Origin of the sequence: Nocardia sp. NPDC057663 (genome assembly GCF_042799895.1) — a bacterium.
In the GTDB taxonomy this organism is placed as follows: Bacteria; Actinomycetota; Actinomycetes; order Mycobacteriales; family Mycobacteriaceae; genus Nocardia.
Map to the genome: position 1 here is coordinate 60020 of NZ_JBHVHX010000012.1, position 15852 is coordinate 75871.

General features: G+C 68.4%; 13 protein-coding genes. 5 read left to right on the forward strand and 8 right to left on the reverse strand.

Going from position 1 to position 15852, the window contains the following annotated elements:
- Nucleotides 1-359: 359 nt before the first annotated feature.
- Complete coding sequence (locus tag ACFVAV_RS23390) at nucleotides 360-1541, reverse strand: TadA family conjugal transfer-associated ATPase (RefSeq protein WP_379037262.1); 1182 nt, start codon at nucleotides 1539-1541, stop codon at nucleotides 360-362.
- Entirely contained in the window at nucleotides 1538-2635 is a 1098-nt protein-coding gene (gene ssd / locus ACFVAV_RS23395; protein WP_379037264.1) for a septum site-determining protein Ssd, read from the reverse strand. Before ssd ends, ACFVAV_RS23390 begins: the two co-directional genes overlap by 4 nt.
- Nucleotides 2636-3050: 415 nt before the next feature.
- Here ssd and ACFVAV_RS23400 point away from each other — a divergent pair, with 415 nt between their 5' ends.
- Complete coding sequence (locus tag ACFVAV_RS23400; RefSeq protein ID WP_379037380.1) at nucleotides 3051-3845, forward strand: HAD-IB family hydrolase; 795 nt, start codon at nucleotides 3051-3053, stop codon at nucleotides 3843-3845.
- Between the two features lie 422 nt (nucleotides 3846-4267).
- Here ACFVAV_RS23400 and ACFVAV_RS23405 read toward each other — a convergent pair whose 3' ends face one another.
- The 6 genes from ACFVAV_RS23405 to ACFVAV_RS23430 form a co-directional block, all read right to left on the reverse strand.
- On the reverse strand, nucleotides 4268-5014 hold the full coding sequence (locus ACFVAV_RS23405) for an oxidoreductase (RefSeq protein ID WP_379037265.1): 747 nt from the start codon (nucleotides 5012-5014) through the stop codon (nucleotides 4268-4270).
- A gap of 11 nt (nucleotides 5015-5025) precedes the next feature.
- Entirely contained in the window at nucleotides 5026-5190 is a 165-nt protein-coding gene (locus ACFVAV_RS23410) for a hypothetical protein (protein ID WP_379037266.1), read from the reverse strand.
- A 130-nt stretch (nucleotides 5191-5320) separates the two neighbouring features.
- Nucleotides 5321-6994 (reverse strand): dipeptide ABC transporter ATP-binding protein, encoded by a 1674-nt coding sequence (locus tag ACFVAV_RS23415; protein WP_379037268.1) that lies wholly within the window; start codon nucleotides 6992-6994, stop codon nucleotides 5321-5323.
- Entirely contained in the window at nucleotides 6991-7920 is a 930-nt protein-coding gene (locus ACFVAV_RS23420) for an ABC transporter permease (protein WP_379037269.1), read from the reverse strand. The genes ACFVAV_RS23415 and ACFVAV_RS23420 overlap by 4 nt, the downstream gene beginning before the upstream one ends.
- Complete coding sequence (locus tag ACFVAV_RS23425) at nucleotides 7913-8839, reverse strand: ABC transporter permease (protein ID WP_379037271.1); 927 nt, start codon at nucleotides 8837-8839, stop codon at nucleotides 7913-7915. Before ACFVAV_RS23425 ends, ACFVAV_RS23420 begins: the two co-directional genes overlap by 8 nt.
- A gap of 61 nt (nucleotides 8840-8900) precedes the next feature.
- Nucleotides 8901-10499, reverse strand: a complete 1599-nt coding sequence (locus ACFVAV_RS23430) for an ABC transporter substrate-binding protein (protein ID WP_379037272.1) — start codon at nucleotides 10497-10499, stop codon at nucleotides 8901-8903.
- Nucleotides 10500-10887: 388 nt separating this feature from the next.
- On the opposite strand from ACFVAV_RS23430, the gene acs reads away from it, so the two are divergent.
- From acs to ACFVAV_RS23450, 4 genes are all read left to right on the forward strand, one after another.
- Entirely contained in the window at nucleotides 10888-12846 is a 1959-nt protein-coding gene (gene acs, locus ACFVAV_RS23435; RefSeq protein WP_379037273.1) for an acetate--CoA ligase, read from the forward strand.
- 181 nt (nucleotides 12847-13027) lie between these two features.
- On the forward strand, nucleotides 13028-14251 hold the full coding sequence (gene nhaA, locus ACFVAV_RS23440; protein WP_379037274.1) for a Na+/H+ antiporter NhaA: 1224 nt from the start codon (nucleotides 13028-13030) through the stop codon (nucleotides 14249-14251).
- A gap of 31 nt (nucleotides 14252-14282) precedes the next feature.
- Entirely contained in the window at nucleotides 14283-14771 is a 489-nt protein-coding gene (locus tag ACFVAV_RS23445; protein ID WP_379037275.1) for a phage holin family protein, read from the forward strand.
- A 55-nt stretch (nucleotides 14772-14826) separates the two neighbouring features.
- Nucleotides 14827-15813: an alpha/beta fold hydrolase gene (locus tag ACFVAV_RS23450; protein ID WP_379037276.1), complete on the forward strand. Its 987-nt coding sequence runs from the start codon at nucleotides 14827-14829 to the stop codon at nucleotides 15811-15813.
- Nucleotides 15814-15852: the final 39 nt, after the last annotated feature.

Below are 15852 nucleotides of genomic sequence, written 5' to 3' on the forward strand. Positions count from 1 at the left end.
GGACCGGTCACCGGCCTGCCGCGACGCACCATCGCCGTAGACCGGCCACACACCAGACCCACGCGACCCCACCGCCCTGCAGCTCGGCGCCGAGCACCGGTCACCGGCCTGCCGCGACGCACCATCGCCGTAGACCGGCCACACACCAACACCCATGCCAGGCGACCTGGCCGATGTGCGGCGACTCTCCGAGCGCCGTGCGCCAGCCTGCGGGGACACACCATCTCCGCGGACCGGCCACACACCTGCACCGATGCCTGGGGACCCAGCCGCCGCACGGCTCCGAGCCGAGCACCGGCCGCCTCCCTGCGAGGATGCGTTGTTGCCGCGGATCGGCCACGCGCCTGCACCTGTTGTTCTCATCCGAGTCGCACCTCGATCAGTCGCTCCAGTTCGGCGGCGCCGGGTGTGGACATGCCGTCGGAGCGCCATGCGGGGGTGATTCGAATGCCGGCGCTGTCGCGTTCGAGGACGCCGATCTCGTGGAGACCACGGGTGCCGTCGGCTCGGCGGTGGACGTGCAGCACCACCTGGACCGCGGCAGCGAGCTGGCTGTGCAGGGCCGCGCGATCCATACCGCCGAGGGCGGCCAGGGCTTCCAGGCGGGCGGGGACTTCCTGCGGTGAGTTGGCGTGGACGGTTCCCGCGCCGCCGTCGTGGCCGGTGTTGAGTGCGGTGAGCAGGTCGACGACCTCCGCACCGCGCACCTCGCCGACGACGATCCGATCGGGGCGCATCCGCAGCGCCTGGCGGACCAGGTCGCGCACCGTGACCGCGCCGACGCCCTCGACGTTGGCGGTGCGCGCCACCAGCCGCACCACATGCGGATGAACGGGCGCGAGTTCGGCCGCGTCCTCGACGCAGATGATCCGCTCGGCGGGGTCTACGGCGGCGAGGAGCGCGGAAAGCAGGGTGGTCTTGCCCGCGCCGGTACCGCCGACGACGAGGAAGGCCAGTCGGGCGCGGACGATGTCGGTCAGTAGCCGGAGTGCGGCAGGCGGGACCGAGCCGGCGGCGGCCAGGGCGCACAGGCCCTGGGTGGCCGGTCGGAGCACGCGCAGGGACAGGCAGGTCCCGTCGTGCGCGACAGGTGCGAGGACCGCGTGCAGGCGGACACCGAACGCATCACCGAGAGCGGCCTCGGTGCCGGCGAGCTTGCCGTCGACCCAGGGTTGCGCATCGTCGAGCCTGCGTCCGGCGGCGAGAGCGAGCCGCTGGGCGAGCCGACGGACCGCGGCTTCGTCGGCGAAGCGGATGTCGGTCTGTTCGAGCCCGTGACCACGGTCGATCCACACCGAGTCGGGGCCGGTGACGAGCACATCGGCGACCTGCGGATCGTGCAGCAGCGGCTCGAGCAGGCCGGCGCCGGTCATCTCGGTCTGCAGCAGACGCAGCGCCCGCAGCAGATCGGTGTCGGCGAGGACACCACCGGCTTCGGCCCGGATCGCGGCGGCCAGCTGCGCCGCATCGGGCACGCCCGCGTGCTCGGCGAGCCGTTCGCGGACCCGTTCGAGCAGGTCGACGGTGACGAACGTGGTCATCGCGCACCCACCATCGACAGCACCGCGTCGGCCGCGTCGCGCAGCGGCCCGCGCCTGCGCACGCTCAGCCCGCCGCGTTCGAGTCGCACCGCCAAACCTGCCTGCCCGCGCACTGCGGCCAGCAGCGGCAGCCCGAGCACCTCCGCCACTTCTGCACCACGCAACCCACCCGGCGCTGGACCACGAACAACCAAGCCGCGATTGGGATTTCGCTCCCCCAGATGGGCAGCCACCACCTCGGCGGCAGCGACAGCGCGCAGCCGCGCGGGGACGACCAGGACCACGAGATCAGCGGCGTCGACCATCGCATCGGCCGCCGGGCCGCGCTCCGCGGACACGTCGCAGACGACCAGATCGCCTGCGGCCCTTCCGGATTCGATGACGGCCCGGACCGCGGCCGGCATCAGCTCGGCAGGCGATCGCCCCGCGCCGTGCCGCCCGCAGGACAACACCGCGAGCCCGGCCGCCGCAGCGGGCAGCGCGTTGTGCAGTGCCGTCGCGGAGACCCGGCCGTCCTCGATGACCAGGTCCGGCCAGCGCAGCCCGGCGACATTCTCCATCCCGAGCACCAGGTCGATGCCACCGTCGAGCGGCGCGCCATCGATGAGCACGGTGTCTGGTCGCAACCGTCGCGCGGCCGCGCGTAAGGCGATGGCGGCGGCGAGTGTCGACGCACCCGCACCACCGCCCGCACCGGCGACCGCGACGACCACACCCTCCCCCGTCCGGGATTCGGCGTGCTCGGCGAATTGCTCGACCAGTTCGACCGCGCAGGCAGGCAGCGCGACGACCCGCTCCGCACCGACCGCGGTGGCCGCCTGCCAGTCGGGCACCGCGGGCTCCCCCTCGGTGACGAGCACGATCCCGGGACGCCTCGGACAGCCCTCGGCGGCAGCCGCCGTAGCGGCGGCAGTGTCGAGGATCACCATGCCCGCACCCGACCACGCATGCCTGCCGACCGGCATGGTCCGCTCGTCGGTGGCGCGTTCCGCGGCCGCCGCGACCCGGCGCACTTCGGCGCGCAGGCGGTGATCACGCACGAGCACCAGAGCGGGAGCGAGGCCGGCAGCGGGTGGTGCGGCGAGGAGGTTCATGCAGCTCAGCGTGGTCGAATCGCAAGCAGCCGGAAAGACGGCAAAACCCGATTGTGGATAACTCGGGGGTGTGGAGAACTTTCGCGATCTACCTGGAAATAGAGGACGGCCCCAGCCGGGGGGGAGGAGGCTGGGGCCGTCGGGTTCAGCCCCGGGGGGTCGGGCTGAACGCGCCTGGACTATGTCCAGGTGTCAGCAATACTACACCCATCCCCCGGCGCAGGCGCAAGTAGCGTTCGCCACCATATTTCGGCGATTCGCGGCCTCCGGCGTCCCTGGGGCAAACCTCACAGAGGGGCCGGGACGGCCACCTACTGCGCTCCGCGCGAGGCGTGCCTATCCTGTTGACGTGACGGCCGAACGTGACCAGACTCCGCTTCCGGACACAAGACTCGCCCATTCGGGCCGAGCGCCGGTGCCCGGCGGACGCGTCGCGGCGTTCTTCGATCTCGACAAAACGGTGATCGCGAAGTCGAGCGCGTTCGTGTTCAGCAAACCGTTCTACGCACAGGGTCTGCTCAACCGTCGCGCCGTGCTGGAGAGCAGCTACGCGCACTTTTTGTTCCTGCTCTCCGGGGCCGATCACGACCAGATGGAACGAATGCGGGCAAACCTCGCCAACATGTGCGCCGGCTGGGATGTGGAGCAGGTGAAATCCATTGTGGCCGAGACGCTTCACGATCTCGTGGACCCGCTGATCTACGCCGAGGCCGCCGATCTGATCGCCGATCACAAGATCCGCGGGCACGACGTGGTGATCGTCTCGGCGTCGGGCGAGGAGATCGTCACGCCGATAGCCGAGGTGCTCGGCGCCTCGCATACCGAGGCCACCCGGATGGTCGTCGAGGACGGCAAGTACACCGGTGACATCGAGTTCTACTGCTACGGCGAGGGCAAGGTCGCCGCGATCGAAAAGCTGGCCGCGGCAGAGGGTTACGACCTGTCCAAGTGCTACGCGTACTCCGATTCGGTGACCGACCTGCCGATGCTGAGCGCGGTCGGCCACCCGACGGTGGTGAACCCCGACCGGGCGCTGCGCAAGGAGGCCGTCACGCGCGGCTGGCCGGTGCTCACCTTCTCCAATCCGGTGTCGCTGTGGTCGCGGTTCCAGGCGCCGTCGAGCACCACCGTGGCGGCCACGGCGGCGGTCGGATTGAGCGCGATCATCGCGGGCGCGATCAGTTATCGACTGCTGCGGAAACGTCGCTGACCTGCGACGGACAAGCACGAATCGCCAGGCGACACGCCGAAAACGTCTGTATTCGGTGATGCCTTCGAAACCCTTGATGTGAGTGCCATCACAGTGTAAGAATGGAGTCACGGAAGGACGGAAGGCCAAGACGGAGCCGGAAGAGAAGGCTTCGCCTCCCATCCCACCCTTCCCAGCACGGACGCCAGGTACCCACGCGGAGCGCGCCGCGACAAGGGCAGCAGAGTTGTGGGCCTGCGAAATTCGGGCAGTCGTCGGCGAACGCCTCGCACAGGTTGCGGGGATGAACCGGCGGGGTTCGGATGATCGCCGAGGCCACCGAACACAACCCACCGAGCACGCTTGGTAACCAGGTGTTCCGTGCTAGCGGGCGGCGAGACCGAGTATTCGGGCACGCCGCCCGTTTCGATGTGTGGAGAGTCTCAGCCCGCAGCCGCGTCGGCGATCGAGTTCGCCTCGCGGGCACCGTCTTCCAGCGCGCCCGCGCAGAACAGCACCCAGCCGCCGACACCCTCCGCGGTGCCGAGCCCGAACCCGGCGGCCGCGTCGAGGTAGGCCTGCCGACGCCGCAGCCAGAACACCTCGGGCACGCCGAGGCACCGCGGGTCCAGCCCGCTCGAGACCGTGACCAGGCGTGATGCCGCCCGCGCGACGACACCGTCGGCGGTGCCGAACGGCCGCAGGGACAGCAACTCACCGTGCACGACCGCCGCGACGACGGGCGCGGGCGCCTTGCTCGTCTGGACGGTTTGCACCAGCAGGTCCAGCCGCTCCGCGACGCCCGGGGCCGACCGCGGCCGGCCGAGTTCCTGTTCGTCGGAGACCAGGTCGGCGGCGGCGAGCAGATGCAGCCGGGCCAGTGCCTGCAGCGGCGCGCGCTGCCAGGTACCGACCAGGTTCGTCAGGGCGTCACCGTCGAGCGCCTGACCCACCCGCAGCGCGCCGGCCAGCACCGGATCGCTGACCTTCCCATCGGCGGGCAGATCGGTGCTCGCGCCTTCGATGGCGGCCGAGGACCGCGCGGCGCGGACCGCCGCTTCGGCGGCGGTGGTCGCCCAGCCGCGCCGGTTCGACTTGTGCCGATGCACCGCGGCGAGCGCGTCGCGGGCCTTGTCGGCGGCTTCACGCACGCCGGGCAGGTCGACCAGGGGCTGTAGCGGATCAGTCACGGCATACGAGGCTACCGTTCGTACACTGTGTCCTCGACGGCCACGTGCAGCCCACGGATCCGCGGCCAGGTACGGTCCGGCCACGGCACCTCGGCGAGCCGCTTCGCCGCCGGGGTCAGCGCCCGGCGCCTGCGCGATTCCAGCTCGGCCTGTCGTTCGGCATCGATCCGATCCATCGGCGTCTCCTGCCCCTGCGATCTGCACCGCACCACCTCGGACGCGTCCACGGTACGCCGGTGAGCTGCGCCTTCGCGGTTGATTCGCCCCGGCACACGAGCGAGCACCGCTCGCGTTACACCCGCGCGATTACCCCGTGAGCAACTCCCGTCCCGGAATCGCCTCGAGCAGTGCCCGCGTGTAGTCCTGCTCCGGCGCGGCGAACACCTCGTCGGTGGTGGCGGCCTCCACCACCTTGCCCGCCCGCATGACCAGCACATTGTCCGCGATCTGCCGGACGACGGCCAGGTCGTGGGTGATGAACAGATACGTCAGCCCCAGCTCGGCTTGCAGGTCGTTGAGCAGGGTGAGGATCTGTGCCTGGACCAGCACGTCCAGCGCCGAGACCGCCTCGTCGCAGACCACCAGCTCGGGCGAGAGCGCCAGTGCCCGCGCGATCGCGACCCGCTGACGCTGCCCGCCGGACAGCTCGTTGGGATAGCGGCGCAGCACCGACGACGGCAGCGACACCTTGTCGAGCAGGTCGCGCACCACCGCCTCGCGCTCCTTCGAGGTGCCGATCTTGTGCACCCGCAGCGGCTCCTCGATCGTGCGGAAGATCGAGTACATCGGGTCGAGCGAGCCGTACGGGTTCTGGAAGATCGGCTGTACCCGGCGGCGGAAGGCGAACGCGCCCCTGCTGTCCAGCTTCGCGACATCCTTCCCGTCGAAGGCCACGGTGCCCGAGGTCGGTTCCAGCAGGCCGAGCACCATCTGGGCGATGGTCGACTTGCCCGAGCCGGACTCGCCGACGATCGCGGTGGTCGTGCCGCGTTCGACGGTGAAGCTCACCTCGTCGACGGCCACGAAATCCGTGGACTGCCATGGCCGCTTGCCGCGAATCTTGAACGCCTTGGTCAGATTCCGCACGTCGAGCACGGTGTCGCCGACCAGATCTCCGGCTTCGGCCACCTCGACGGCCTGCGCGCGCACGGCGGCCCGCTGCCGCGAGGACGACATCCGCTGCGCGGCCAGCGAGGGCGCGGAGTTCACCAGCTTCTTGGTGTAGGCGTGCTGCGGATCGCGCAGGATCTGCAGGGCCGGTCCGGATTCCACGACCCGGCCGCGATACATCACCACCAGATGCTCGGCCCGTTCCGCGGCCAGGCCGAGGTCGTGGGTGATCAGCAGCACCGCGGTGCCGAGCTCGCTGGTGAGCTGTTCGAGATGGCCCAGGATCTGCCGCTGCACGGTGACGTCCAGTGCCGAGGTCGGTTCGTCGGCGATCAGCAGTTTCGGCCTGCACGAGAGCCCGATCGCGATGAGCGCGCGCTGGCGCATGCCGCCGGAGAACTCGTGCGGATACTGGTTCACCCGCCGCTGCGCGTCCGCCATCCCCGCCTCGGCCAGCAGCTCCACCGAGCGCTTGCGGGCCGCGTCACCGGTGGCGATGCCGTTGGCGACCAGTGTCTCCCGGATCTGGAAGCCGATCTTCCACACCGGGTTCAGATTCGACATGGGGTCCTGCGGCACCAGCCCGATGCCGCTGCCACGGATCGCGACGATCTCCTTGGCCGAGGCCTTGGTGAGGTCCTTGCCGTCGAAGAGGATCTGCCCGCCGGTCACCTCACCGGTGCCGGGCAGCAGATCGATGATCGCGTGCGCGGTCGTCGACTTGCCCGAGCCGGACTCGCCGACGATGGCGACGGTCTGGCCCGGGAAGACAGTGAGGTTCACCCCACGCACCGCGGGCACCGGCTTGCCGTCAGTGGTGAAGCCGACATCCAGATCACGGATCTCCAGCAGCGGTTTGTCGTCGCTCATCGGGTGCGCTCCTTCGGATCGAGCGCATCGCGCACCGCATCGCCGAGCAGGATGAAGCTCAGCACGGTGACAGCCAGCGCGGCCGCCGGGTAGAACAGGATCGGGGAGGTACGGATCTCGTTCTTCGCGCGGGCGATATCGGCGCCCCAGGCCACGATGTCGGGCGGCAGGCCGACGCCGAGGAACGACAACGTCGCCTCGGTGACGATGAAGACGCCGAGCCACAGCGTGGCGACCACGATCAACGGACCCGCCGCGTTCGGCAGCACATGCCGCACCAAAGTCCCCAGCCGCGACAACCCCAAAGCCTTGGCAGCGGTGACGTATTCGCTGTTCTTGGCTTCGATCACCGCACCACGGGCGATGCGGGCCGCCTGCGGCCAGGTGAACGCGACGAGGATCAGGATCACCGTCAGCACCGTCGCCGGCCGCAGCAGCTGCAGCAGCAAGATCGCCGCCAGCACCATCGGGATGGCGTAGAAGATCTCGGCGATCCGCGAGACGATCGAGTCGAGCACGCCGCCGTAGAACCCGGACAGCGCGCCGAGTATCCCGCCGACCAGCAGGAACAGCATCGCCGCTCCGACGCCGACGCTGACCGAGGCCCGCGCACCATAGATCGTCCGCGCGTAGACGTCGCAGCCCTGCTTGTCGAACCCGAACGGGTGGCCGGGACGTGGGCCGTCCATGCCGAACTCGCCCAGGCACAGCTTCGGGTCCTGGCTGGTGAACAGCGCCGGCCACACCACGACCAGCAGCACCAGCACGATCAGCACCACCGCGACCAGGAACACCGGATTGCGGCGCAACCGCCGCCACGCGTCGCCCCAGATGCTGGTCGGCGTGCCCGCGTCGACCACCCGATCGGTGGCCAGCACCTCCACCTCGTCGGCGGGGGCCACGAAATGCTGTTGGCTCTCATGCATAACGGATCCTCGGGTCGAGCACGGCGTAGAGCAGGTCGATGAACAGGTTCACCAGCAGGAACACCACGACCAGCACCGTCACGAACGACACCACCGTCGGCGGCTCGCCGCGGATGATCGCCTGGTATATCGTGCCGCCGACGCCGGGAATGTTGAAGATGCCCTCGGTGACGATGGCGCCCGCCATCAGCGCGCCGAAATCGGCGCCGAGAAAGGTGACCACCGGGATCATCGAATTCCGCAGGATATGCACGGTCACCACGCGGCGGCGCCCGAGCCCCTTCGCCGTCGCCGTGCGGACATAGTCGGCGGATTTGTTCTCCGCCACGGAGTTACGGGTCAGCCGCAGCACATACGCGAACGACAGCGAGCCCAGCACGAAGGCGGGAACGAGCAACTCGCCGAGGCTCGCATTGCCCGTGACGGTGACCGGGGCGATCCCCCATTTCACGCCGAGGAAGTACTGCGCCAGATAACCGACGACGAACACCGGCAGCGCGATGATCACCAGGCTGGCGATCAGCATCGTCGAATCGAACAGCTTGCCCTTGCGCAGGCCGGCGATCAGGCCGAACAGGATGCCGAAGAAGCCCTCGACGAGCACCGCGAGAAAGGCCAGCCGGATGGTGATCGGGAAGGCGCGCTCGAGTTCCTCGCGCACCGGCCTGCCCGAGAACGAGGTGCCGAAATCGAGGGTGAGAATCCCCTTCAGATAGAGCAGATACTGCACGATGAACGGCTGATCGAGATGGTATTGGGCGCGCAATGCGGCCTCGGCCGCCGGCGTCAGTGGTTTCTCACCGGCCAGCGCGTTGATCGGGTCACCGGGGATCAGGAACACCATCGCGTAGATCAGCAGCGTCGCACCCAGGAAGACCGGGATCATCTGGAGCAGGCGCCGAAGTATGTACCAAGCCATCATTCCTCCGAAAACGGCTGGGGCCGAGCCACATCACGTGGCCCGGCCCAGCTCCGAGTGCCTATTTCTCGATGTTCTCGAAGTCGAACAGACCGTTCCAGGCCAGCTCGGCCTTGGTCACCTTGTCAGACCGGCCCGCGGCGGCGACATAGTCGAACACCGGGATGTCGGCCATGTCCCTGATCATGATCGTCTGTGCCTGCGCGATCAGCTTGTAGGACTCCTCCTGGGTCGGCGCGGCCATGGCGGCGTCGAAGAGACGGTCCACCTCGGGGTTGTTGTAGTCGACGTTGTTGGTCTCGGAGTAGCTGTAGTACTGCGAGGACAGGAACTGCATCATCGTCGGGTAGTCGCCCTGCCAGCCGTAGCGGAAGGCCGTGCCGATGGTCTTGGCGTTCACCGCGTCACGGACATTCTTGAACGTCGGCACCGGGTTGGCGACCGCGTCGATTCCGAGGGTGTTCTTGACGCTGTTGGCCACGGCCTCGATCCAGGCCTGGTGGCCGCCATCGGAGTTGTAGGTGATCGTGTACTTGCCCGACCACGGCGAGATCGCGTCGGCCTGCGCCCACAGCTTCTTGGCCTGGTCCGGGTTGTAGTCGAACACTTCCGCGCCCGGCAGGTTGCCGTTGAAACCGGGCAGCGTCGATGCGGTGAAATCGCGGGCGGGAATGCGCAATCCGTTGAAGATCTTCTCGATGATCTGCGGCCGGTTGATCGCCATCGAGATCGCCTTGCGGCGCAGGACGCCTTCCTCGCCGCCGAAATGCGGCACGGTGGTCTGGATGCCGATGTGCTGGTTCTGCGCGGTCGGCTTGGTGATCGCGCGGTCGCCGAGATCACTCTTGTAGGAGGTCAGCGCGCTGTCGGGGATGGTGTCGAGGGTGTCGAGATTGCCCGCCTGCAGATCGGCGTAGGCGGTGTCGAAGGACTGGTACATGACGAACCGCAGGCCCTTGTTCTTGGCCGGGCGGCCACCGGGGTAATCCGGGTTGGGCTTCAAGTCGATCTTGACGTTGTGTTCCCACGACTGGAAGGCGTAGGGGCCGTTGCCGACCGGGTTCTCGCCGAAGGCCTTCATGTCCTTGAAGGCGGAGTCGGGCAGCGGATAGAACGGGGCGTAGCCGAGCGCGCTCTCGAAATCGATCGACGGGGATTTCAGTTCGACGGTGAAGGTGCGGTCGTCGACCACCTTCAGGCCCGACATCGTCTGCGCCTTGGGCTGTTCGGCATTCACCTCGTCGAATCCGACAATGGGGGTGAACACGTAACTCTGCAACTGCGCGTTGGAGGCGAGCGCGCCGTAGTTCCACGCGTCGACGAAGGACTTGGCGGTCACCGTCGTGCCGTCGGTGAACTTCCAGTTCGGCTTGATGGTGATCCGATACGACTTGCGATCGGCGGTCTCGATCTTCTCCGCCATCTCGTCGTGCGCCTCACCGGTGGCGTCGTAGTACTTCAGCCCCGCGAACAAACGGTCGACGACGCGACCACCCATGTTCTCGTTGGTGTTGGTCGGCACCAACGGATTCTGCGGTTCTCCCGCGTTGGTGGTGACAATGCTCGCGTCGGCAGTGTCGTCGGACGAGCACGCGGTCAGGCTGAGGCTCGTGGCCGCCAGGCCCGCTGCGATCAGCGCAGTCGCTCTGATGAATCTCAACGCTCTCTCCCGGTTCGATTCCGTGGCATAACGCTCGGAGGTTAGCCACTTCGGCCCGGTTTTTCAGTGAACCGAGCCTATTTCGCTTCACATGTATCAGTACGGTTACCCGCCGGAAATGCAGGAAGAATTGCCGAGCCCCTCATGCTCGGCAGAAAAAAATGAACAATTCTCGGAACCATCAGCTGAACGGTTGAGTTAAAACGATAGCCCGCGACCGCCCGGTCTGTCCGCGAAGTCATCGGATGAACTTGCCTCGATCGACCGCCACGAAACCTCGCCGATACAACGCCCCCGACGGTGCACCCGGGTTGACTACTGTCGAGGGAGCAGGGGCGAGCCCCTCGCGACCGACCCGACCGCACCAGGCATGTGAGGCTGATTCGACATGACCGAAACCGCTGCAGGACATCAGGACTCGTATCCCCCGAGCGCGGAGTTCGCCGCCTCCGCCAACGCGGGCGCCGCCCTCTACGACCGCGGCGAGACCGACCGCGACGGCTTCTGGACCGCACAGGCGAACCGGCTGCACTGGCACAAGCCCTTCACTCAGGTGCTGGACTGGAGCGATGCCCCGGTGGCGCGCTGGTTCGCCGACGGCGAGCTCAATGTCGCCTACAACTGCGTCGACCGGCACGTCGTCGACGGGCACGGCGACCAGGTCGCCATCCACTGGGAGGGTGAGCCGGGCGACTCCCGCGACATCACCTACCGCGAACTGCTCGACGAGGTCTCACGTGCCGCGAACTACCTGACCGAACTCGGCCTCGAGGCGGGTGACCGCGTCGCGATCTACATGCCGATGGTGCCCGAAGCGATCGTGTCGATGCTGGCCTGCGCCCGCCTCGGCCTCACCCACTCGGTGGTGTTCGCCGGCTTCTCGCCCAGCGCGCTGCGGCAGCGGGTCGACGACGCCGAGGCCCGGCTGATCATCACCACCGACGGGCAGTGGCGGCGCGGCAAGCCCGCACCGCTCAAGGAGGCCGTCGACGAGGCGCTCGCCGCCAAGGGCGATGTGCCGTCCTCGGTCGAGCACGTGCTGGTGGTGCGCCGCGTCGGCACCGAGGTGCCGTGGACGGATGGTCGCGACCTGTGGTGGCACGAAACCGTCTCCGCCGCTTCGCCTTCGCACGAGGCGCGGCCCTTCCCCGCCGAGCACCCCCTGTTCATCCTCTACACCTCCGGCACCACCGGAAAACCCAAGGGGATCCTGCACACCACCGGCGGCTACCTCACCCAGGCCGCCTACACCCACCACAACGTCTTCGACCACAAAGCAGGCGACGACGTCTACTGGTGCACCGCCGACATCGGCTGGGTCACCGGCCACAGCTACATCGTCTACGGACCACTCGCCAACCGCGCCACCCAGGTCGTCTACGAGGGCACCCCCAACTCCCCCAACGAACACCGCCACTTCGAGATCATCGAAAAGTACGGCGTCACCATCTATTACACCGCACCGACTCTGATCCGCACTTTTATGAAATGGGGCCGCGAGATCCCCGACGCCCACAACCTGTCCACGCTGCGACTGCTCGGCTCCGTCGGCGAACCCATCAACCCCGAAGCCTGGCGCTGGTACCGAGAAGTCATCGGCGCCAACACGACCCCCATCGTCGACACCTGGTGGCAAACCGAAACCGGCGCCATCATGATCTCCCCGCTGCCCGGCGTCACCGCCGCGAAGCCGGGCGCGGCCATGCGAGCGCTGCCCGGCATCTCGGCGACGGTCGTCGACGAGGAGGGCAAGCCGGTGCAGCTCGGCGAGACCGAGGCCAACGGCTATCTGGTGCTGGACAAGCCATGGCCGTCGATGCTGCGCGGCATCTGGGGCGACATGGAGCGGTACCGGGCGACGTACTGGGAGCGCTACGCCGAGCAGGGCTGGTACTTCGCCGGTGACGGCGCCAAGCTCGACGCGGACGGCGACCTGTGGGTGCTCGGCCGGGTCGACGACGTCATGAACGTGTCGGGGCACCGCATCTCCACCGCCGAGGTCGAATCCGCGCTCGTCGGGCACCCGGCCGTGGCCGAGGCCGCCGTCGTCGGCGCCAGCGACGCGACGACCGGGCAGGGCATCGTCGCCTTCGTCATCCTCACCGGTGACTCGGCGGGCCGGACCGGTGACGGCCTGGTCGACGAGCTGAAAGCCGAGGTGTCCAAGGAGATCAGCCCGATCGCCAAGCCGCGCGAGATCCACATCGTGCCCGAGCTGCCCAAGACCCGCAGCGGCAAGATCATGCGCAGGCTGCTGCGCGACGTGGCCGAGGGCCGCGAACTCGGCGACACCTCGACGCTGGTCGACCCGGGCGTTTTCGAGGCGATCCGCGCCGGCGGAAACTGAGCCAGGGCGCGCCGCGAACGCGCAGGATACGGCCGGTGACGTCGGATGTCACCGGCCGTATCCGTTAGAATTGCGTTCAGGTGTGCCGGGAAGACTGGTCGGCATGCGGTCGTGAATCTCCAGGCACCGCACGGTGGGATGAGCGCCCGCAGCGCTGTCCACCCTGCCGAAAGGCCCGCCCGTGATCACCCGCGTTCGTAATGAGCTGACCCGCTATCTGCGCACCGAGACCGTCGGTGGCGCGTTGCTGCTCATCGCCGCGGCCGTCGCGCTGATCTGGGTGAATTCACCGTGGGGCGCGAGCTATCAGGCGATGGTCGACACCCGGCTGAGCATCCCGGCGCTGCACCTCGACCTCACCCTGGCCGACTGGACCAAGGACGGGCTGCTCGCGATCTTCTTCTTCGTCGCCGGGCTCGAACTCAAACGCGAATTCGTCGTCGGCGAGCTGGCCGACCCGAAACGGGCCGCGCTGCCGATCATCGCCGCCGTGGGCGGAGTCGTCACACCGGCGGTGATCGCGATCGTGGTCGGTCACGGCGTGCCCGGGATGGACAAAGGCTGGGCCATTCCGGTCGCCACCGACATCGCCTTCGCCCTGGCCGTGCTCGCCATGACCGGGTCGCGGATCCCCGCCAGCGCGCGGGTGTTCCTGCTGAGCCTGGCCGTGGTCGACGACCTGCTCGCGATCATCCTCATCGCGGTGCTGTTCACCGCGTCGCTGTCGATGCTGTGGCTCGGCGTCGCCATCGCCTGCTGCGCGGCCTGGGCGCTGGCGCAACGACAGCGACTGCGCACCCCGCTGTTCTACCTTCCGGTCGCGCTGGTCTGCTGGTACGCGCTGCACGAAGCGGGCATCCATCCGACGCTGGCCGGTGTCGCGCTCGGGCTGCTCACCCGGGTGCGCAAGGACCCAGGCGAGAAGATCGCGCCCGCCACCCGTCTCGAGCATGTCGTGCAGCCGATCTCGGCCGGCGTCTGCGTGCCGCTGTTCGCGTTGTTCGCCTCCGGCGTCCCGCTCGACAGTGCCGTGTTCGGCTCGCTGTTCACCGAGCGGCTGTCGCTGGCGATCATCCTCGGACTGCTGCTGGGCAAGACGATCGGCATCTTCGGAATCAGCTGGGTCGCGATCCGTCTGGGCTGGGCGAAACAACCGGCGGCGCTGGAGTATCGCGACATGTTCGCCCTGTCGGTACTCGGTGCGATCGGGTTCACCGTTAGCCTGCTGGTGGCGGAACTCGCGCTGGCCGATGTCGGTGACGACGCCATCGATCTGGCGAAGGCCGCCGTCCTGGTGACCTCCATGGCAGCATCGCTGCTCGGATCGGCGCTACTGTTGCGCAGAGGACGTGTGCACCAGGCGCGCCGCGACGCGGACGAGTTACAACCGGACAGTGAGGCCTAGTAGTGCCAGGACAGGGAGAAGGGTCGACGAAGTGAGTTACACCCAAGGCGGAAATGACGGTCGCACGGTCACTTCCATCCCGTTGACCGACGCCAACCCGCCCGGATCGGCGAGCATCGGCAGTCTCGTCCGTGATGCGACCGAGCAGATGTCGACCCTCGTGCGCGCCGAGGTGGCGCTGGCCAAGGCCGAGGTCACCGCCGAGGTCCGCAAGGGCCTCACCGGCAGCGTCTTCTTCATTCTCGCGTTGACGGTGCTGCTGTTCAGCTCGTTCTTCTTTTTCTTCTTCCTCGCCGAACTGCTGGATGTGTGGCTGTACCGCTGGGCCGCGTTCCTGATCGTGTTCGTGCTGATGGTGGCCACCACCGCACTGCTCGCCCTGCTCGGCTGGCTCAAGGTGCGCAAACTGCGGGCGCCGGAGAAGACGATCAACTCGCTCAAGCAGGCCGCCGAGGTACTGCCTGCCGCGCTCACCCACAGTGAGCACGCTCCCGCGTTGGAGAAGTCGGCCATCCGATGACGCGCCGGGCGGGCCCGATCGCGACGGCCGGACCCGCCTACTAGGCTCGATCGGCGTGTCGTCCAACTCATTCCCGGATCCGTCCAGCGTCCGTTACGACGGACCGTGGACCCACCGTGACGTGCACGCCAACGGGATCCGCTTCCACGTCGTCGAAGCCGACGGAGCGGACCGTGCCGATACCCCGCTGGTGCTGCTGCTACACGGCTTCGCCGACTTCTGGTGGTCGTGGCGGCATCAGCTGACCGGGCTCGCCGACCACGGGTATCGCACCGTCGCCGTCGACCTGCGCGGCTACGGTGACACCGACAAGCCGCCACGCGGCTACGACGGCTGGACCCTCGCCGGTGACATCGCCGGCCTCATCCGGGCGCTCGGCCACACCGAGGCCACGCTCGTCGGGCATGCCGAGGGCGGGCTGGTCTGCTGGGCCACCGCGGTGCTGCATCCCCGGCTGGTCCGCTCGATCGCCCTGGTGAGCTCACCGCATCCCGCGGCACTGAAGAGCGCGGTCCTGCGCGACCCCGCCCAGCGTGCCACCTGGCTGCCGGACTTCCTGCGCTACCAGCTGCCGCGCTACCCCGAGCACCTGCTCACCCGCCGCGACGGCGCCGAGGTGGAGCGGCTGCTGCGCGAGCGGGTGAGCGAATCCTGGTCGCGCACGGCCGAATTCGCCGAGACCGCGGCGCGGATGCGCACCGCCATCCGGATCCCCGGCGCCGCGCACAGCGCGCTGGAGTACCAGCGGTGGGCCTTCCGCAGCCAGTGGCGTCCCGACGGCAAGCGCTTCATGGCGACCATGCGCACCCCGATCGACATCCCCGTACTCGGCCTGCGCGGCGAACACGACCCCTACCTGCTGCCCGCCACGTTCCACCGTGGCGCGCGACTGTCGCCGGATCGGACGCTGGTGTCGATTCCGGGCGCGGGGCACTACGCGCACCAGGAGAACCCCCGCAAGGTCAACGAGGTGCTGACCACCCGCTGGCGTAAGCAGAACGGCGTCAACGGCTCACCGAAGGATGGACTCGTCTCGCCGTAGGGCCGCCACCGTCCTGGCAACGCGACCACCACGCCCCGA

Excerpts from the sequence above, each read along its gene's own strand:
- ACFVAV_RS23390 (WP_379037262.1), bottom strand. The coding sequence starts at position 1,541 with ATGACCACGTTCGTCACCGTCGACCTGCTCGAACGGGTCCGCGAACGG.
- ssd (WP_379037264.1), bottom strand. The coding sequence starts at position 2,635 with ATGAACCTCCTCGCCGCACCACCCGCTGCCGGCCTCGCTCCCGCTCTG.
- ACFVAV_RS23410 (WP_379037266.1), bottom strand. The coding sequence starts at position 5,190 with ATGGATCGGATCGATGCCGAACGACAGGCCGAGCTGGAATCGCGCAGG.
- ACFVAV_RS23415 (WP_379037268.1), bottom strand. The coding sequence starts at position 6,994 with ATGAGCGACGACAAACCGCTGCTGGAGATCCGTGATCTGGATGTCGGC.
- ACFVAV_RS23420 (WP_379037269.1), bottom strand. The coding sequence starts at position 7,920 with ATGCATGAGAGCCAACAGCATTTCGTGGCCCCCGCCGACGAGGTGGAG.
- ACFVAV_RS23425 (WP_379037271.1), bottom strand. The coding sequence starts at position 8,839 with ATGGCTTGGTACATACTTCGGCGCCTGCTCCAGATGATCCCGGTCTTC.
- acs (WP_379037273.1), top strand. The coding sequence starts at position 10,888 with ATGACCGAAACCGCTGCAGGACATCAGGACTCGTATCCCCCGAGCGCG.